Origin of the sequence: Ruegeria sp. HKCCD6604 (assembly GCF_013110635.1) — a bacterium.
Taxonomy (GTDB): Bacteria; Pseudomonadota; Alphaproteobacteria; order Rhodobacterales; family Rhodobacteraceae; genus Ruegeria.
The window spans coordinates 822784-841693 of the sequence record NZ_WVQW01000001.1; the positions used below are offsets into that span (position 1 = coordinate 822784).

Here is an 18910-nt window from a genome sequence, read left to right on the forward strand (position 1 = left end):
GGAATCCCCCTAGTGCGCCACCCCGGCGGCGACGCTTTCGTCGATGAAGCGGCCTTCTTTGAAGCGGTCCATCGAGAAGGCTTCGGTCAGCGGTGAATGGCCTGTCGCCATCAGCTGCGCCATCCCCCAGCCGGAACCCGGAATCGCCTTGAAGCCACCGGTGCCCCAGCCGCCGTTGATAAAGCAGCCCTGCAACGGTGTTTTCGACAGGATGGGCGAGCGGTCACCGGTCATGTCCACGATCCCGCCCCACTGGCGCAGCATCTTCAGGCGCGAAATCATCGGGAAGGTTTCGACCAGCGCCCGCACTGTTTCCTCGATATGATGGAAAGACCCGCGCTGCGTGAAGTTGTTGAACCCGTCGGTGCCACCGCCGATCACCATTTCGCCCTTGTCGGATTGCGACATGTAGCCGTGCACGGTGTTGGCCATCACGACAACATCCATGCAGGGTTTGATGGGCTCGGACACCAGCGCCTGCAAAGCAACGGCTTCCAGCGGCAGGCGGAAGCCCGCCATCTCGGCCAACTGACCCGAATGGCCCGCGACGACGATGCCCAGCTTGTCACAATCGATGGCACCCTTGGTGGTATCGACCCCGACAACGCGACCGTTGTCCGAGCGCACACCGGTGACTTCGCATTGCTGGATGATATCCATCCCCATCGCCGAACAGGCACGCGCATAGCCCCACGCCACCGCATCATGGCGCGCAGTGCCCCCGCGTTCCTGCCAAAGGCCGCCCAGAACCGGATACCGAGGGCCGTCCAGATTGATGATTGGCACCAGTTGCTTCACGCGCTCGGGGCCGATCCATTCCGTCTTGACACCTTGCAGCGCGTTGGCATGGGCCGTGCGCTGGTAGCCGCGGATCTCGTGCTGGGTCTGCGCCAGCATGATGACACCGCGCGGGCTGAACATGATGTTGTAGTTCAGTTCCTGGCTCAGGTCCTCGTAAAGGCTGCGCGCTTTCTCATAGATCGCCGCAGACGGGTCTTGCAGATAGTTCGAACGGATGATCGTCGTGTTGCGACCAGTATTGCCGCCGCCCAGCCAGCCTTTTTCGATAACCGCGACATTCTGGATGCCATAGTTCTTGCCAAGGTAATACGCGGTCGCCAGACCATGACCGCCAGCACCAACGATGATGACGTCATAGCGCTTCTTGGGTTCGGGTGAGCGCCAGGCGCGCTCCCATCCGGTGTGATAGCGCAGAGCTTCCCGCGCCACAGCAAAGGCTGAATAGTGTTTCATGTGCGAATCCATCCGGTTCGGTGATTGGGCGCAGATATGCCGTGTGACGGCATTTTAACCCTGCCGTGCAACGCCGCAATATCGCACTATTGCGACATGTCGCTCATTCGCGGCCATTTGTCCCTTTTGTCGGACGCCTCACAGGTCTAAGTCAGGGCAGCATCCTCGGAGGGACCATGACGTTCTGGGTTCTGATTTTTCTTGTCGCGCTGCTGATCGCAGCTTTTCTCTGCTTTACCCTGCTGCGCAAACGCCGTGGGGATGAACCCGCGGCGGCATACGACCTGCGGGTTTATCGCGAACAGTTGGCCGGTGTGGACCGGGATCTGGCGCGCGGGGTCATTGGCGAGGCCGACGCCGAACGGGTGCGCACGGAAATTTCCCGTCGCATACTGGCCGCAGATGACCAAATGAAGAAAGAGGGCGCCGGCGCCGGGCCATCTCGTGCGGTTTCGGTGTTGTCAATCCTGGCAATCTCGTTGCTTCTGATCGGTGGAGCGTTGGCAATGTATCATCGCACCGGGGCCGTGGGTTTGCCTGACATGCCGCTGACCGCACGGCTTGAACTGGCCAAGGAAGTGCGCGCCAACCGGCCATCCCAAAGCGCCGCGGAAGAACTGGCGACCCCACCTCAACCTGGACAGCTGGAAGAAAGCTATGCCAACCTGCTGAAGCAGTTGCGCGAAACCGTTGCAAGCCGGCCGGATGATTTGCAGGGTCAGATGTTGCTGGCGCAGCACGAGACGAATGCGGGCAACTTCAAGGATGGGTACACCGCGCAGCAAAAGGTGATCGAGCTGTCCGGCGACAGCGCCACGGCTGATACCTATGCGGACCTGGCTGAAATGATGATTCTGGCAGCAGGGGGGTATGTCTCACCCGAAGCGGAACAGGCGCTGATCGAAGCGCTGAACCGTGACCCCCGTCACGGCCCGGCGCGCTATTATTGGGGGCAGATGCTGGCACAGATCGGGCGGCCGGACCTTGCCTATCGCATGTGGGTCGAAACGTTGCAGGATTCCCCCGCGGGTGCGCCCTGGGCCGAAGCAATTCGGGCTCAGATCGACGAACTCGCCTTTCGGGCCGGCGTTTTCAATGCACCGGATCTGAGCACAGCACCCGGCCCCAGCCAGGAAGACATGGCCGCCGCCGCAGAGCTGAGCCCCGAAGAACGGCAGCAGATGATTCAGGGTATGGTGGACCAGCTGTCTGATCGGCTGGCGACAGAAGGCGGATCCCCCGAGGAATGGGCCCGCCTGATCGCCGCCTTGGGCGTTCTTGGCCAGGGCCAGCGTGCCATCGATATCCGCGATGAGGCCATGGAAGTCTTTGCCGGCAATTCAGAGGCGTTGCAGATCATCGATGCGGCGGCCCTTCAAGCCGGGATCGCTCAATGATCCATGACGCTATCGAAGAGTTCGCAGCAGCCTTGCAACCTATGAGTGCCCTGATGGGGCTGGACCTTGGGGAAAAGACAATCGGCGTCGCCGTGTCCGACCGGATGCGCGGTGTCGCCAGCCCGCTGGAAACAGTTCGGCGCAAGAAATTCACGCTCGATTCCGCGCGCCTGATCGAAATTGTAACCGATCGCAAGATCGGGGGCATCTTGCTGGGCCTGCCCAAGAACATGGATGGCAGCGAAGGGCCAAGATGCCAGTCAACGCGGGCATTTGCGCGCAATTTGTCCCGCCTGACCGATTTGCCCATCGGATTTTGGGACGAGCGGCTCAGCACGGTTGCGGCAGAAAAAGCACTACTTGAGGCGGATACGACACGAAAACGTCGCGGACAGGTTATTGATCACGTTGCGGCCAGCTATATCTTGCAAGGGGCGCTGGACAGGCTGCGCTTTTTGTAACGAGTCGGAGACCAGTGATGACGAATATGGTTTGGAAAAGGAATGAGGTCGAAAGCCCTTGTGTCCAGATCTGTGTCGTTCACCCGACTGAACGCATCTGTACCGGCTGCTATCGCACGATTGACGAAATCACCCGCTGGTCCAAGATGGACAGCAGCGAACGCGCCGAAATCATGGAAGATCTACCAACCAGAAAGCCGCGCCTCAGCAAACGCCGTGGCGGGCGTGCAGCGCGCATAAACGGTTCCTGAAGTCAGCCAGCCTGCTTTGGGGACGTATCCCTGTGGTCATTGGATTCGTCGCGGGCCGACCTGTTTGTGTCTTGCCCGCGCAGCTCTGACTCGAACAGTGCTGCGATTTCGGATCTGCTTGTTTTTGCAGTCCCGTATTTTTTCGCTGCACGTTGGACATGCTTCGTGCTGGTCTTGTCCGCCTTGAATACTGGCGTCTTGCGTGCCGCAAATCTTTCCATCAATAACCTAAGTGTCATCGCAAACTTCCCGCTTCCAATAACTGTGCCGCCGCGGGCCGAGTTCGAGCTCCTAAAAGGGGCCAGCTCATGAACGCATCTGTTCAACGTGAGTGGAGGCCCGCAGCGACACGGCGTAGGTAAGGACATTTCCGGTCAAATTTAGGGGGAAAACACAGGGTTTTTGGTCCGTGTTGTCCTTAAGGTCAGAAATTCCACGGAAAAACCCACCAGTTCCCTTACGTCACAATTCTTGACCGGCACGGGATCAAGACCGGTTTCAAGACATGTGGCGCGTGTCGTTCCGCGAAAAAAGCCAATCAGATTTGGTCAATTCGCGCTCAAGGGTGCATTGTTCTGACCAGAGAACAAAACACGCAAGCCGCCTGTTGGCAGCAAGATCACAGGATGTAGGTTGAGGCGCAGAGCAGGGCCTTACCCGGCAGCCAGCCAGGTTTTGGCGTTTTCGATTTCCTCGGACGGAAAGAACTGAGTCCGCGTGCCCAAGACATGACTGGCGACACGTTGTGCCATGTGCTGCCAGCTTTTGTCCCCGACGATGGCCGCGCGATCCAGTTGCCCGATATGGCGGCTGGCCAGACGAAAATGTGCTGCAAGAGCGGACAACCCCTGCCAGCCATCAAATTCCCGCAGGTCGATCAGCAACCGAAACCCGGATCGGTCATGCAACAAAGCGTCCAGGTCGCGCTCGGCCTGCTTGTACTCCTCGGGGTCGAGTTTTCCCAAAAGGCTGATCTGCACGCATGGGCCCTCAAGATCGGTCACGTGAATGGACCCCAGCGACTCGCGCATCCAGCGGCGCGCGGCCTCAAGCTCGGCCAATTCAAAGACTTGAACCGGGCACGGCAGGATCGGGGCCGCCAGTCGGATGCTGGTTTGCACCCAGCCCTGATCGGCAACAACCGCGATCCGGTCGAACCCCCGCCAGTGGCTGAGCCCCAGCTTGGTGTCGGACCAGGCCGCACCCAAATCATACCCCTTGAACTCCGGCTGCACGATAGCCAGCAGCCGAACGGAATCGTGTTCGGTCAGCGCTGCTTCGATCGCAGGAACCAAGATGTCCGCGTAGTCGGCGCTGGTGACCTGCCCCGACAACTCGACTTCAATCAACGCACCATCAGAATTCGTATGGACCGTAATCATCGGTCAAAACCTCCAAAGCCAAACAATGACAGGAGGTTAAGTGGATTCGATCCATTCCGCCACACCCCCGGCGCATTCCGGACGGAAATAGGCGATCATCCGTCCATCCGGCCCTGCGCTTGCCGTTTCCGTCCAGGGGGCAACCCCGTGCAGGCAGTGGCGGTGCAGCACGTAAGCCTCGCCTGGCTTGGCCGGCAGTTCGATTCGCGGGCAGGTTTCGAAAACCTCGCGACGGGCGGATTGGTAGATATCCGTAACATCGACTTCATGCAGACGCTCTTGTGGCGTCCCCGCAAGGGCGCGCCTGAACGCCGCGCCCAGGATATGATGGCTGCCCTCCCACAACACCATGGGCGAGGCATCCGGGCTGGCCTCGGTCAGCGGTATGCCCAAAATCCAGGCATGCGGTTCATCGACCCGGCGGCGGCGATCCGGCCCCATTGGGCGCAAGCCATCCACATGGGCCGCGTCCTGATTTCTGCGATACCGCGCGGCGGCTTCGTTTTCCCCCCGACGCGGGCGTGGATATCCCGGATGCATGACCGAGACTTGGCCTTTGTGAAGCGGCAACTGCCCATAACGCCCAGCAATGAATGACATGGCGGTTCCTGCCAAAGGCCCCGAACGGCCAACCCTGCCCTGCGCGTCATTGGGCAACGCGTCAACACCGATGAACCACGTCCCGTCACAATCCAGCCAGTCAGCATGGGCCGGGTCCGTTACCGAGGCCCGTGCGGCAGACAGCGCATGGCCCACCCAGGCCGCAAGCACTGGATCATAGGGGAATTTCACCCACCCCCTGACGTCAAAATCCTTCACAAACCCACCGCCTTGCGCAGCATATTGAGCGCCACCAGCGTAAGGAACACGGCGAACACGCGCTTCAAGGGTTTCGGATCCATCGCATGGGCCAGCTTCACCCCCCAGGGCGCGGTGATCATCGTCATTGCCACGACGATACCGAAGGCCACCAGATTGACCGCCCCAATGGTCAGCGGAGGCCGGTGTTCCGGTGCGATATCCAGAAACAAAAACCCGATGACCGAGGGGACGGCGATGATCACACCAAACCCGGCGGCGGTTGCAACGGCGCGGTGGATCGGCGTGTTGTAGAGGCTCATCAGCGGCACACCAAAACTGCCGCCGCCTATTCCCATCAGAACCGAAAGAAACCCGACCGCAGGAGACAGGATGGCCCGCTTTACCCCACCGGGCATGACATCACCCAGCCGCCATTCCGAACGACCCAGCCCCAGATAGGCCCCGATCACCATTCCCAATATGCCGAACAGCGCCTGCAAGGCTTCGGTCCGCAGGGCCGATGCAACCAGAACTCCGATGATCGCACCGACGACGATCCCCGGTCCCCAGCCGCGCAGGATATCCCAATCCACCGCACCCTTTTTATTGTGCGCAAGAACGGATCGGACCGATGTCACGATGATCGTGGCCAGCGACGTGGCCAGACACAGTTGCATCAACTGCGGGCCACCGTAGCCAAGAGTTTGAAACGCATAGAAAAAGGCGGGCACCAAGACGATTCCACCGCCGACCCCCAGCAATCCGGCAAGCACGCCGGCCAGCGCTCCGATCGCAAGCAAAAGGCCCAGCATCTGGGCCAGCAACATCGTCTCGGGCATCGTTCCCCCTGCCGCTTAAACTTCTGCCATGGGCGCCACATGATCCAGCGCCCGCAGCATCACTTCGGGTCCGGCCCCATCCCGCACAGCCCCTTCCGACAAGGCGCGCCGCCATGCGCGGGCTCCGGGACGACCTGCGAAAAGGCCCAGCATGTGACGCGTGATCTGGTGCAAACGCCCGCCATTGGCAAGGTGCCGTTCCACATAAGGCACCATATGTTGAACGATCGCGAACGGATCACGCGTCGTTCCGGTACCAAAGATGCGTCGGTCAGCATCCGACAGGACATCGCCCGGCTGATGGTACGCAGCCCGGCCGATCATCACCCCATCCAGACCGGCTTCCAGATGTGCGGTTGCCTCGTCCAGCGTGTTGATGCCGCCATTGATCGATATGTGAAGATCCGAAAACTCATCCTTCATCCGATGCACAAGGTCATAGTTCAAAGGTGGGATATCCCGGTTTTCCTTAGGGCTCAGCCCTTGCAGCCATGCCTTGCGGGCATGGATTGTCACCCTTTGACAACCTGCCGCGCTGATGTGCTCAAGAAACGCGGGCAATACATCTTCGGGCTCCTGGTCATCGACTCCGATGCGGCATTTAACGGTGACATCCACATTCACCGCTTCGCGCATGGCAGTCACGCAGTCGGCAACGCGGGCCGGGTCTTTCATCAAGACCGCGCCGAAAGTGCCGGATTGCACCCGATCCGACGGGCAGCCGCAGTTCAGATTGATCTCATCATACCCGGCCTCAGCCCCCAGTCTCGCGGCCTGCGCCAATTCTTCCGGGTCAGAGCCGCCGAGTTGCAAAGCAACCGGGTGTTCCTCGGGAGAGTAGTCCAACAGATGCAACGCCCCGCCCCGCACGAGCGCCGGCGCCGTCACCATCTCGGTATACAGCAATGTTTCCGCGCTGAGCAGCCGATGGAAATAGCGGCAGTGTCGGTCTGTCCAGTCCATCATGGGTGCCACGCTTAAACGCGCTGCTTTTTGTGCTTTATTTTTCAAAGCGTTAACTCCACTCAGCTCCAAACTTCGCGTAGCACGATTTCCCCTGATTTCACCGTATTTCCGGGGATTTTCGCAGGTTCTCGATTCGAGCGTGCTACGGTGTAGCACATCCAAAGCCTACAAACAGCGGCCCAAATGCAGCTGTTTCCTGGCCCGGGCACCACCGGTTCCATCTTCCCTTCTTCCCTCGGAATTCGGCTATCAAACCCCGGAATCTTTTTCGTGTGACCGAGCCGAATTCCCTATCATCGAAAGCAAGATGGGACGAATTCCATGACCACTATCAACAAAAGCACGACGGATGCCAGTCTTCTTGTATATCTGGGTGACTTTGGTTCTGCGCATCGAATGGGTACCGTAAGCACTCGCCTCGAGACCGATCGACGTAACCCAGTCGCGGACAATCCTTGCATACTGCCGGGTTGAGATGTGCAGGCGCTCATGGAACCGACCCGGCCACAGGTACTCTGAGCCGACCATGAGTTCATCTTCCATCCATTTCTCAACCGAGGCGCGTGTGCCTTCAGAAATTACGAAGCGCACCGGCTTCTGCGTTTTGCTTTGTAAGACCGACGCCCTTTCTTTGATCTGACCGGACGCCATGACGTCGACGACTTTCATCTTCACGAGGTCACAGCCCCGCAATTTGCTGTCAATGGCCATATTGAATAGCGCGAGATCATGGTGGTTCTCGGCCAGTTCAAGTCGTACCCGGATTGCCCAGACATGCTTTGGTTTCAATGGTCGCTTCTGACCGACGATGCGTCCTTTGTTCCAGGCTGGCCGAAGCGCACGAATGGCAGGTAAGTTTGGTGTTTCCATGGCTGATCCTCCGATCCGCCATGCCCTCCCAAAACGACAACCTGACGTTGACCAGAGTATCCTATCACAACATGCCGCGCCGTATCCGATGTTGGATCAAGAGCCCAAACCGGTTTTTTTGCAATCCGGCAAAGGTCTGCTTTTCTTGTCGAGCCGCTTGATGAGACGGGAATTGTTTTTTAAGGTCTGAGCACATAGTCACAATCTACACCGGGAGGGCACAAGCTGAACATGCGTATCACCCGCCGACTTCAGCATGGTCCCCGTTTCGCCCTGTAAATGCGTTTGCAGGGCGGGCCCGAGAAACAACCTTTCTATCGGTCTGCCCAAAGCCGCACTGCGGCACCCCTTTCTATGAGCAGAGACTCTGATGACTGTGATGAACATCAACGCTTTAAGCGTAATCCGTGGCGACCTCCTTTTCGATGAACTGAACCTGACAATTTCCAAGGGTGATCGTATTGGATTGGTTGCCGCAAATGGGCGCGGCAAGACAACACTTTTGGAATGCATGGCCGGCCAATCTGAACCGACCAACGGGAGTATCGTCCGGGCGCGCGGTTTGCGAGCGGGATATGTAACCCAATACGTGCCGGAACGCGCCTATGCCAAAACGCTTTATGAGTGGGTGCTGGGTGCCCTTCCTGCCGAGCAGGCAGAATACGAAAGCTGGCGTGTGGATGTCGTGCTTGGTGATCTGAGTGTTCCGCTCGAGTTGCAGCATCGCCTGCTCAACGAATTGAGCGGTGGGTGGCAGCGGACTGCATTGTTGGCTGCCGCGTGGATTCAGGAGCCAGATATCCTATTGCTGGATGAACCAACCAATCATTTGGATTTGCATCGTATAGGCTTGCTCCAGAACTGGTTGTCTGCCTTGCCACGTGAAGTGCCCATTGTAGTGACCTCTCATGATCGAGCATTTCTTGATGCGACCACCAACAAAACGCTGTTTTTGCGCGCGAAAAGGTCACGTGTTTTTTCACTTCCATTTTCGGCAGCACGGGCGGCGCTTGATGAAGCGGATGCTGCTGACCAACGGCGGTTTGCCAATGAATTGAACAAAGCGCAGCAGCTACGCAAGCAGGCGGCGAAGCTGAAGAACATCGGCATCAATTCTGGGTCTGATCTTCTGGTGAACAAGACCAAACAGCTAAATGATCGCGCGGCGCAGATTGAAGCATCTGCCAAACCTGCCCACTACGAACGCAGCGCTGGTGATATCAGACTGGTCAACAGCGGAACTCATGCCAGAGCTCTGATCACATTGGATGACGCACGGGTTGAGACGCCTGACGGTCGCTTGTTGTACAAGACCGGGCGGAAATGGATTTTGCCAGGAGATCGCATCGTGCTTCTGGGGGCCAATGGCACCGGCAAAACCCGATTGATAAAGATGGTGCAAAGTGCACTTTCAGGGAATAGTGGGGTGGTCAAATGTGCCCCTTCGGTAGTGCCAGCCTATTCAGACCAGCATCTGAGCCAGCTTTCGGACAGCGACACACCGATGGTCGCTGTTACGGGGCAGTTTGACATTGGTGATCAACGCGCACGTGGCGTTTTGGCGGGCGCCGGTGTGAACATACAGATGCAAGGCGCCAAAATCGGTGCACTGTCTGGGGGGCAAAAGGCGCGCTTGGCGATGCTGATACTGCGGCTCAAAAATCCGAATTTCTATTTGCTTGATGAGCCGACGAACCATCTCGACATTGAAGGACAAGAGGCTCTCGAGGGTGAATTGATCACACACGGCGCTTCATGTTTGCTTGTTAGTCACGACCGCAGCTTTTTGCGAAATGTTGGCAATCGGTTTTGGCTTGTCACAGATAAAGGTCTGGAAGAAACGGGCAGCCCCGAGCCGTTTTTGGCAAGTGAGATGGGTTCGTAGTGATTATTTTGTTCCAACATTTTGTGCAGTGCGGAAGGCATCGAAACGGACTTTCGTGTGATTTAAGCCAAAGCTCACTTTGTTTCGCGTCTGGCCGAAAGATGACTCGCACGCGATCCGTGGTATGTTCAAAAACCCAAACAATTGAGTTCGAAGAATGCCGCGATTGCCTTCTCTGCCAGAAGGCGCTCACCTTCGAGACCTTTTGGCACGTTTTCCCAAGAGTATTGAACCCTTGATGACTTTTGTCAACTCAGTCCTTCGGTCTAACGGAGAACTGACCATCGGAGAACGGGAGCTCATTGCAGCGTTTGTATCAGGGCTCAATTCCTGCCGATTTTGTTATGGTTCGCACGTGATCCATGCTGAAACGTTAGGCATTGATCCCGGTCTTATTAAACAGCTTTTGGAAGACATCGAGGCTTCGGATGTTTCAGAGAAGATGAAACCGATGCTGCGTTATGTCGAGAAGCTCAACACCTTGCCAAACAAACTCGTTCAGGCCGATGTCGATGCCGTTCTTGAACAGGGGTGGGTTGAGGAAGCGCTGTTCGAAGCAATTGAGGTAACCGGGCTTTTTAACATGATGAACCGCATCGTCGAAGGCGGCGACGTCACCTTTGACTATGGTGGGCGTACTCAGGGTCACACCTTGCAGAAAGCTGGCCCAGACGCGGCTAAGGACTCCTACTTGGTTTTCTTAGAGATGATAAAGCAGCAAGCCTCTGCGTAGAGTCAGGTGGTGCCTGACGACAAAACTCATACTTTCCTGTCACAGACAATTACCACCGTTTTGCGCCGCGTCCATTCTTCGAAAACGGACTTAGGCACAAGTGCAGCGTATTGGCGCTTCGTCCCGCTCCAGTCACGTATTCGAAAGACAGCGAACAGCGACACCTTACCTAAGTTTTGCTAGGCAGGCAGGATCTCTCTGTTGTCCTCCACCGCATCAATGCTTGTATTGTGGGTACTCGAAGTCCATATACATAAAGCTTACGTTTTTCTTTTTCGACCTGCTGTCTCCTCAATTCGGCGTTCAGTCTTTCGATTTAGACCGACCACGCCGGGTCGCCGCATTGATGCGGGCGACACGCAATTGGAGACTTCCACCATGGCAAATGGCACAGTAAAATGGTTCAACTCGACCAAAGGTTTTGGCTTTATCGAGCCTGAAGACGGCAAGCGCGATGTGTTCGTGCATGTATCCGCTCTTGAACGTTCCGGCATCAGCGAATTGAAGGACGGCCAAAAGGTTACTTTTGACGTCGAAGCTGGTCGTGACGGACGCGACAGCGCTTCCAACCTGGCACTCGCATAGCCTGCTACGGGCATCCTTTTGGGGTGCCCGGTTGCTCAGAGGGTTCCCAAGAGCCGTTGGAGAACAAGTCAGTTGCAACAGCAGGAATTGACCCGGGCGCTCGTTCAATACCGCGTACCCGATACGAAGCGTAGTGTTTTTGAACTGACAATTACTGTTATCCCTTTTTTCGCGCTATGGGGCGCAGCGTGGTTTGCGCTTTCCCTTGGTGTCTGGGTCGCTATTCCACTGGCAACCCTTAACGCTGCATTTCTGGTGCGTCTCTTCATCATCATGCATGATTGTGGTCACGGATCATTTTTTAAAAACCGTACCGTTTGCAATTGGACAGGCCGGGTCTTGGGTGTTCTCGCCCTCACACCTTTTGACATCTGGCGGCAAAGCCACGCGATTCACCACGCCTCAACCGGCAACCTTGATCGGCGCGGGATGGGCGATATCCCTACGTTGACTGTAGAGGAATATCTGAAGCGAAAGTGGGTCGGGCGTGCCGCTTACAGGTTAATCCGGAACCCCTTCTTCCTGTTCTGTATCGTACCGGTCTACACGTTCTTTCTTCAAAACCGTTTGCCTTTTGGGTTCATGCGGTCAGGCTGGCTGTATTGGGCAAGTGCTATGGGAACAAACGCCGCGATTGCGGTGGTCCTGGCTCTGATTTTTTGGACCGGGGGCCTGGATGTATTGGTTTATGTATTCCTGCCAACCATGATCGTCGCCGCGTCGATTGGTATTTGGCTTTTCTACATTCAGCACCAGTTTGAACATACATCCTGGGAGCGGGAAGAAGGGTGGAATCTTCAGAACGCCGCATTCTATGGAAGTTCTCACTATGCCCTGCCCGGCATCCTGCGCTGGTTCTCTGCCAATATTGGTGTGCACCATGTTCACCACCTTGCCAGTCGCATACCGTTCTATCGGCTAAACGAGGTTTTGCGCGACCATTCGGAGTTGGAAAATTGCCAGCGTATTACTCTATATGAGAGCTTTCATTGTGCACGATTGCATCTTTGGGATGAAAGAAGTCAACGTCTGCTAACATTTTCCGAGGCTTTGTCGAACGCCAATCCCAACAAGAATTTAGTGTAATCTGGCGCGCACCAAGTAGGCTTCGACAGTATCTCCTCCGAGGGCGCGAATGGCCTCTAGGCGGTGAAGGCCTTCAATCAGCACGAACCTCTTGTTGTCCGAGCGTATCTGGATCGGGGTCTTCTGGCCGTTCTTCAGGATATCTTCGGCCAGCGTCAGAACTTTTTGTTGATCAAGCGTTTTCGCCCGTTTCACAGGAACATAGATCAGGTCGAGCGGATATGGTCTTTTCTCCAACATTAGCTACGTGAGCAACCTTTCGTGCATTTGTTCCGGTTCAGAGCTCGCTTCAAAAGCGGGGGCTGGAACGTACGTCATAGAACCGAACGAACAGCGTCGCGCAGTTCCTGATGCATAATCCAAGTTGCTGGCTCATCGTCACTTTCGATGTGAGAAAATGCCAGGACCTGAGCGGCGCCATCATTCTGTACCGATCCGGCTTCGGGTAGGTCCAGTTCCAGATATTCTGCGATCAATAGTCCGATTTTCTTGAAAACCTTGATGGAGGCCTCGCGCGATTTGTAACCAGCTGCCTGAGACAAGTGACCAATAGTCAGACCTTCCTTGCCTGCGATTGTGAGTGCTTTGAGCAATGTGACCTGCGCGGGGGCGAGCCTGATCTGGCGCAATGCCTCGGCATATTCTCTTTCACTGGGAACTAGGGTGCCGGAGTTTCCTTCCAAACGGCGTTGACCGCTACGCTTCCTGTCTCGTTCTTCGAGAATTTCTTTTAAGGCTTCAATGGCCAATACTGGTGTTTCTCCAACTGCATCGGCAATCATTGCCTGCGTTTTAGCCGGCGGCTTGGGAAATGCCCGTGCAACACTATTGCCGCTCAGAACGCCAGCCTTAATCAAGTACTTTCCAAATTCTTCCTCAATCACTCCTGATACGTCAGCGTTCCGCGACTTACGAACACTGCGGTCCTGAAACGCTCTTTGTTCCAAACCATGAGCTGACATCTTTGAACCGGGAAGGGTTACTTGAGGGGCATTTTTACGCATCAGAGAAACACCACTACAATTATCGCTGCAACGCACACTGCTGACGCAATAGATATCTTAATCCCATTGGACCGGCGACGCGCCTTTTCGGCTTTGAGACTTTTACCCAGGTTTTCGTCAATCGAGTTATGGTTCACGGCGTAGTCCTTCCGGATTTGTCAGGCGGCTTTGGTTTCCACCAACTTATTGTCGCGCCACATTTTCGGTGCACTTGTCGTTCTGTCTCGTGAACGGCCGATTACATTCCCAACCATCACCTCTTCGATTCAAATGCGCGTTTGAAGGGACAAGGATCGCAACGCACCTGTCTCGGTTTGCGCGAAAACCACGTTCGCACTTCCATCCGGAATAAGTTTCAGGTGCAAGATATGCATGCTGTGGAACAGCCACAGGCTCACAGCCGCTCTCCGCTGCCCTGTAACCTCTGAGGCATACCCAACCATCCGAGCTTCCTCTGTCGCTCAGACGACCGTTTTCTGGGACCTCTATTGCAACACAATCCTGGTTCTCCTTACGAAATCCCCAGTTGCAGTGTATTTCCTGCACGCCAAACCGAGTTTCGACGTACCCATTTTGGGGCGAAATCACTTCTTCACACTCTTCTCCGGCACGCTGGAACAGCCGATTGCACGCCCACTGATCTCCGGTTGATGCCAGGTAGGCATTTTCAGGAACTCTTATTTTCTCACAGAGTTCTCCGACATTCTGAAAACCGTGATTGCATTCCCACCCGCGGCCATAGGAGCTACCCGTTAAATATGCGTTTTGGGGTACGTCTGGACTTTGGCAGGATCCGTTTCTGTTTTCGAAACCTTCGTCACAAACCGTTGCACTGGCATTGCCTGCGACTTGGGCAGCAAGCTGCGTTCCTGAGAGCGACACCAAAAGTGTCGAGATCAAACAAAGTATGCAGCGCGTAAACCCAATGAGTGACTGATCCAAACGGAGCCAGAGACCTGATCTATCGGGCATCAAACACGCAATTCATGTGCCAAGTGCTGTTCATGCGGCGCCTTCTTTCCTTGGTCACGCGATGACAGGTGCATGTCCGGTGACAGTTGCAAATGCTTGCGAGGAACGAGCTCATAGCGAAGACCCCAGCGAAACCCGTTCCTATGCTGGGGCACATGCTACAGTTAGTCTGAAGGCCATTGGATTTGCGAAGCCGGCAGCATCGCGGCATCGAGTAATTTTTACCAATACACTCTTGTGGTTCTTAGCCAGCATAGAGTCAAGGCCACACCGTCGTCACGAAGCCTGTGCTACGGAGATATCTCATTTTTGAGACCGGTGTTTGACCAGGTGGCTTAGAGAATAATTGAGAGACAAAATTCAGCGTGACATCACCTTTGAAACGTGGCCGTTGACGAACTAACAGGGACCGAGCTCTGCTAAGGGCTGGCAGAAGCTCGAAGCTATTAATACGCCACCAATAGGTGACCGCTTACATATTGTGTCTCAATCCCAATCCGAACCGATCAACCAGTCTTTGGCTGTGCTTCCAGACAGCGGCAATAGCAACCGCTATCTGGCATCGTTTGTGAATTGCCTACTGCAATTGCAGGTTCTCGGCGGAGGTCTTGCCGCGCATCCGGTCTTCTTTCAGATCGAAGCCGACCTTTGCGCCTTCTTTCAGGCTATCGAGGCCAGAGCGCTGAACGGCACTGATGTGCACGAATGCGTCGCCGCTGCCGTTGTCCAGTTCGATGAAGCCGTAGCCTTTAGTTTCGTTGAACCATTTAACTGTTCCGGTCGTCATGAGGTTATCCTTTCAATGACATGTGCGCCCGCCGGGATTGGCCGGGCTGCTTGCTGCGTTAGGCAGCAGGTTGAGTGAACTCACCAATATTGGAGAGCATTCGCATAAGACCGTCCTGCGCTTGGGCGGGGTCGATCTTGTGTTGTTGGTGTCCGTTCCGCTGACGCGTTGCGTGACCAACCGTTCGCGGTTTTGGCGGCGGCGCAATTTTGGCAGCACAGGGCTTTTGCAGTTGTGCAACCCGACCGCGTTTCACAGGCACGTCTTGCGCTTCTGAGCCGCTTGGCAGCCTGTTGCCGATCAGCTTTTCGATATCCCGCAGGAGGGACATCTCTTCGCGATCACACAGTGAAATTGCGGTGCCGGTTCTGCCTGCGCGGGCGGTCCTGCCGATGCGATGCACATAGGATTCCGGCACATTCGGAAGCTCGTAATTCACCACATGGGATACATCATCGATGTCGATCCCCCGTGCCGCAATATCGGTGGCCACAAGGACAGTGGTTGCCCCTGACCGGAATCCTGCCATGGCGCGTTCGCGCTGTGGCTGGCTTTTGTTCCCGTGAATAGCGGCGGAGTTGATCCCGGCAGCAATCAGGTGCTTGCAGACGTTATCCGCTCCGCGTTTGGTGCGCGTGAAGACAACGGCGCGATGCACGTCCTTGTCCGACAGAATATCTGCCAGAACACGGCGTTTGTCCTGCTTGGCCACATGCCGGACGCTCTGCGCGATCCGTTCAATCGGCGTTGAAACAGCAGCCACCTGAACCTCTGCCGGATCGTTCAGGAAGTCATCAGCGAGTTTTCTGATCTGCCCCGGCATTGTTGCCGAAAGCAGTGCCGTCAGGCGAGCCTCGGGCAGTTTTGCTATGATCTTGCGAATGCTGGGCAGAAAGCCCAGATCCAGCATCTGATCAGCCTCATCCACCACAATGGCTTTGGTTGCGGACAGGTTGATAACGCCAGTGCCAAGGTGGTCGAGCAGGCGTCCGGGTGTTGCCACCACAATGTCCACACCGCCGCTGAGAGCCTTGATCTGCCCGCCGGGGCGTACGCCACCGACGACAAGTGTCGCCGTGATCTGGCTGAACTTGCTGTAAGCGCGGATGTTGTCCACGATCTGCGCCGCAAGCTCGCGCGTCGGCGTCAGGATCAATGTCGTGCACTGTTTCGGAGCGGGTTTTGATCTCTCACGCTCAATCCGATGCAACAGGGGCAATACAAATGAGGCGGTTTTTCCTGTGCCGGTCTGGGCAATGCCGATCACGTCGCGCTCAGATTGCAGCAGCGGAATGACCTTGGCCTGAATGGGCGTAGGGGTCGAATATCCTTGAGCCTTGATGGCCTTCAGGATGGGCTCGGCAAGGCCGAGGGTGTCAAATGTCGTCAAAAGCGTTTGGTCTCGTGCCATAAACGCGGTTCACCGCTATCGGCACTTGGTCTCTCTAATCTACTGGGAAGCTCGTATGAAATAGCCGCCGTCGTTTCGTTGCTCTCAAGGAGCTATTCAAGACAACGATCTGGGGATCACGGGCGAGAATACTTTGCCGCTGATTTGGTCATCCACACGCGGCGTTGCGCTTCTCCTACAGGGCAAAGGTTAAGAAAGCAACAACTCATTTGAGAGCAAATATTTGCCCAAGGTTGGGTTTGCCCGCGTCTTGCGCGTCCATGAACAATGCGGCGAAAGCGCGGTTTTGGGTAGGTTTATCATGTGCGGTTTGAATGTCCGCAAAGCGGGTGCAACTGCAGCATCAAGATAGCGGGTTGGATGTCGGCTCTGGGCCGGAATTCCCCTGACCTATCCCCGTGCCATGAGAGACCGAAGTCAGATGTAGTCACGAGGACGCTGGAAAACCCTTGTTCTCTTCTCGAATTCCGATTGAACGTTGAAGAAGTGAAATCAGGCGCGACTTGCTGTATCAGGTTTTTTCTCCTGGACTTCTTCATGAACCCCGAAGAAACACTCGCCCCCGCAGTGAGGCGAAAGACGCCGGCCCTCGGCTGTGCAGCCAGAGCGTTTCAACAAGGTACTTCATTCTCAGAGTTCCCACCAAAGAAGAGGCCCGGCGTTCTCCTCTACGTTCGCTTGCCGAAAAACCGAGAATGCTGCATCATCAAGCGAGTGAAGCACGGCTTCAACATCAGGTAGGGCCTGTCGCTACATATGTGCTACGCGCCAAATTCACCCCCAATAAACACATATAAAACAATACGCTACGCTCAGCCGCACAAATCCATCATGGGTGCCACGCTTAAACGCGCAGCTTGTGTTGCCTTGCCTGTCACAGCAACGCCTCCGTCCTGCTATGCTTCGAAATCCGATGGACTGTCAGCGGCCTTGCCCATCCGAATCAAGTCGAAAAGCCCTAACAAATTCCTCTGACGACGTCCCGACGGCGACCATTATCAGTGAGTTGCTTCCGATCAGACACCATATCGGCTCATTACCATCTGGACACTGCTTTCGATCGTTTCAGTCATCTCGGCTTCGCTGAGCACCCCACCCGTAAACAGCAGCGGCCAGAAGGCGCGCGCCTTGATCAGGCCAATGAATTCGCGCCCGGCCCGTTCCGGATCATCGATCCGAAGCTGCCCATCCTCTGCCGCATCTTTGAGCATGGCAATGAACGTCGCCGTCTTGTCCAGCTTGCCCTGCGCTTCCGCCGCAAGCGTCGGGTTGCGCAAGGTTTCGCTGATCACCATCCGGGCCATCGCGATAACATCGGGCCGCATCAGAATGCGCCCTTCGGCCCAGGCCAGTTCAGTCAGTTGCGTACGAATATCGCGACCTTTTTCATACCGAATTTCCAGCACTTCAGCAAAGCGACTTGACAATTCGACCACGATGGAGCGGAACAGGTTTTCTTTACTTTCAAAGTACTTGTACAACGTACGCTTGGACACTTCGGCCCTTGCTGAAATGCGATCCATACTGGCCGCGGCAAAGCCCTTTTCCTGGAACTCGGCCACGGCAGCTTCGATGATCTGTGCGCGCTTGGACGCATTCTGTGCGCTGCATTCGTTCATGTCAGAGCTATAGACCTATTGACGTGCCCCGGTCAAATACTAGGTAAACGCAGGAGTTTACAAGGGCGAAATTATATGCCATGAGTAAACCCGCGAGTTTACCAATTGCGGAAACCAGCACCAACAGGAGACCCCCTCATCATGGCTCTTAAATTGAACCTGAACGGCACGACCCACGAGGTTGATGCCGAACCCGGAACGCCTCTTCTCTGGGTGATCCGAGACGAACTGAAACTGACCGGCACAAAATTCGGCTGCGGCGTGGCATCCTGCGGGGCCTGCACCGTGCACGTGAATGGTGAGCCCGTCCGTTCCTGTCAGACATTCATTGAAGACGTCGAAGACGCCGAAGTCACGACCATCGAAGCTGTCGGTGACGACAAGATCGGTGCTGCCGTACAACAGGCCTGGGTCGAACTGGATGTTGTCCAGTGCGGCTATTGCCAGTCGGGTCAGGTGATGTCGGCTGTCGGGCTGCTGTCCGAGAACCCGAAACCGTCAGTCCAGGAGATTGACGAGTACATGTCCGGCAACGCCTGCCGCTGCGCCACCTATCAACGCATTCGCGCCGGCATCCAGCGCGCGTCTGAAATTCTGGAGGCCTGAT

Annotated in this window: 19 protein-coding genes; 8 read left to right on the top strand and 11 right to left on the bottom strand. The window is 56.0% G+C overall.

Annotation, left to right across the window (positions count from 1 at the left end; translation table 11 throughout):
• Positions 1 to 9: 9 nt before the first annotated feature.
• On the bottom strand, positions 10 to 1254 hold the full coding sequence (locus GS614_RS04110) for a sarcosine oxidase subunit beta family protein (RefSeq protein WP_171205004.1): 1245 nt from the start codon (positions 1252 to 1254) through the stop codon (positions 10 to 12).
• Between the two features lie 176 nt (positions 1255 to 1430).
• On the opposite strand from GS614_RS04110, the gene ccmI reads away from it, so the two are divergent.
• From ccmI to GS614_RS04125, 3 genes are read left to right on the top strand one after another with little or no spacing between them, the layout of a single operon-like run.
• The gene (ccmI, locus tag GS614_RS04115; RefSeq protein WP_171205005.1) at positions 1431 to 2651 is read left to right on the top strand and encodes a c-type cytochrome biogenesis protein CcmI; all 1221 of its coding nucleotides are present in this window, start codon (positions 1431 to 1433) and stop codon (positions 2649 to 2651) included.
• Entirely contained in the window at positions 2648 to 3112 is a 465-nt protein-coding gene (gene ruvX / locus GS614_RS04120) for a Holliday junction resolvase RuvX (protein ID WP_171362628.1), read from the top strand. The genes ccmI and ruvX overlap by 4 nt, the downstream gene beginning before the upstream one ends.
• A 17-nt stretch (positions 3113 to 3129) precedes the next feature.
• A complete protein-coding gene (locus GS614_RS04125) occupies positions 3130 to 3363 on the top strand; it encodes a DUF1289 domain-containing protein (protein WP_152458393.1) in 234 nt (77 codons plus the stop codon).
• A 653-nt stretch (positions 3364 to 4016) separates the two neighbouring features.
• Here GS614_RS04125 and GS614_RS04130 read toward each other — a convergent pair.
• The 5 genes from GS614_RS04130 to GS614_RS04150 form a co-directional block, all read right to left on the bottom strand.
• Positions 4017 to 4745 (bottom strand): STAS/SEC14 domain-containing protein, encoded by a 729-nt coding sequence (locus tag GS614_RS04130; protein ID WP_170343859.1) that lies wholly within the window; start codon positions 4743 to 4745, stop codon positions 4017 to 4019.
• A gap of 36 nt (positions 4746 to 4781) precedes the next feature.
• The gene (locus GS614_RS04135) at positions 4782 to 5564 is read right to left on the bottom strand and encodes a hypothetical protein (protein ID WP_171725563.1); all 783 of its coding nucleotides are present in this window, start codon (positions 5562 to 5564) and stop codon (positions 4782 to 4784) included.
• Positions 5561 to 6385, bottom strand: a complete 825-nt coding sequence (locus tag GS614_RS04140) for a sulfite exporter TauE/SafE family protein (RefSeq protein WP_171725564.1) — start codon at positions 6383 to 6385, stop codon at positions 5561 to 5563. The genes GS614_RS04135 and GS614_RS04140 overlap by 4 nt, the downstream gene beginning before the upstream one ends.
• Before the next feature lie 15 nt (positions 6386 to 6400).
• Positions 6401 to 7396: a tRNA dihydrouridine(20/20a) synthase DusA gene (gene dusA / locus GS614_RS04145; RefSeq protein WP_171725565.1), complete on the bottom strand. Its 996-nt coding sequence runs from the start codon at positions 7394 to 7396 to the stop codon at positions 6401 to 6403.
• Between the two features lie 204 nt (positions 7397 to 7600).
• On the bottom strand, positions 7601 to 8221 hold the full coding sequence (locus tag GS614_RS04150) for a tyrosine-type recombinase/integrase (RefSeq protein WP_253285282.1): 621 nt from the start codon (positions 8219 to 8221) through the stop codon (positions 7601 to 7603).
• A gap of 370 nt (positions 8222 to 8591) precedes the next feature.
• Between GS614_RS04150 and GS614_RS04155 the strand changes: the two genes are divergently transcribed.
• The 4 genes from GS614_RS04155 (at position 8592) to GS614_RS04170 (ending at position 12510) form a co-directional block, all read left to right on the top strand.
• The gene (locus GS614_RS04155; protein WP_171725566.1) at positions 8592 to 10106 is read left to right on the top strand and encodes an ABC-F family ATP-binding cassette domain-containing protein; all 1515 of its coding nucleotides are present in this window, start codon (positions 8592 to 8594) and stop codon (positions 10104 to 10106) included.
• A 157-nt stretch (positions 10107 to 10263) separates the two neighbouring features.
• Entirely contained in the window at positions 10264 to 10839 is a 576-nt protein-coding gene (locus GS614_RS04160; RefSeq protein WP_256368869.1) for a carboxymuconolactone decarboxylase family protein, read from the top strand.
• Between the two features lie 378 nt (positions 10840 to 11217).
• Positions 11218 to 11424, top strand: coding sequence for a cold-shock protein (locus tag GS614_RS04165; RefSeq protein WP_171115248.1), 207 nt, complete (start codon positions 11218 to 11220; stop codon positions 11422 to 11424).
• Between the two features lie 72 nt (positions 11425 to 11496).
• Positions 11497 to 12510, top strand: coding sequence for a fatty acid desaturase (locus tag GS614_RS04170; protein WP_171725568.1), 1014 nt, complete (start codon positions 11497 to 11499; stop codon positions 12508 to 12510).
• Here GS614_RS04170 and GS614_RS04175 read toward each other — a convergent pair.
• The 5 genes from GS614_RS04175 to GS614_RS04195 all read right to left on the bottom strand — a co-directional run bounded on the left by GS614_RS04175 (position 12502) and on the right by GS614_RS04195 (position 18303).
• Positions 12502 to 12750, bottom strand: a complete 249-nt coding sequence (locus GS614_RS04175; protein WP_039524390.1) for a ParB N-terminal domain-containing protein — start codon at positions 12748 to 12750, stop codon at positions 12502 to 12504. The two genes, GS614_RS04170 and GS614_RS04175, sit on opposite strands and share 9 nt — an antisense overlap.
• A 74-nt stretch (positions 12751 to 12824) precedes the next feature.
• Positions 12825 to 13514, bottom strand: a complete 690-nt coding sequence (locus GS614_RS04180; RefSeq protein ID WP_171725569.1) for a hypothetical protein — start codon at positions 13512 to 13514, stop codon at positions 12825 to 12827.
• A 1549-nt stretch (positions 13515 to 15063) separates the two neighbouring features.
• Positions 15064 to 15273 (bottom strand): cold-shock protein, encoded by a 210-nt coding sequence (locus GS614_RS04185; RefSeq protein ID WP_170329064.1) that lies wholly within the window; start codon positions 15271 to 15273, stop codon positions 15064 to 15066.
• A gap of 58 nt (positions 15274 to 15331) precedes the next feature.
• Positions 15332 to 16684 (bottom strand): DEAD/DEAH box helicase, encoded by a 1353-nt coding sequence (locus GS614_RS04190; protein ID WP_216601087.1) that lies wholly within the window; start codon positions 16682 to 16684, stop codon positions 15332 to 15334.
• A gap of 1016 nt (positions 16685 to 17700) precedes the next feature.
• Positions 17701 to 18303, bottom strand: a complete 603-nt coding sequence (locus GS614_RS04195) for a TetR/AcrR family transcriptional regulator (protein ID WP_152458466.1) — start codon at positions 18301 to 18303, stop codon at positions 17701 to 17703.
• A gap of 141 nt (positions 18304 to 18444) precedes the next feature.
• On the opposite strand from GS614_RS04195, the gene GS614_RS04200 reads away from it, so the two are divergent.
• A complete protein-coding gene (locus tag GS614_RS04200; protein WP_152458467.1) occupies positions 18445 to 18909 on the top strand; it encodes a (2Fe-2S)-binding protein in 465 nt (154 codons plus the stop codon).
• Position 18910: the final 1 nt, after the last annotated feature.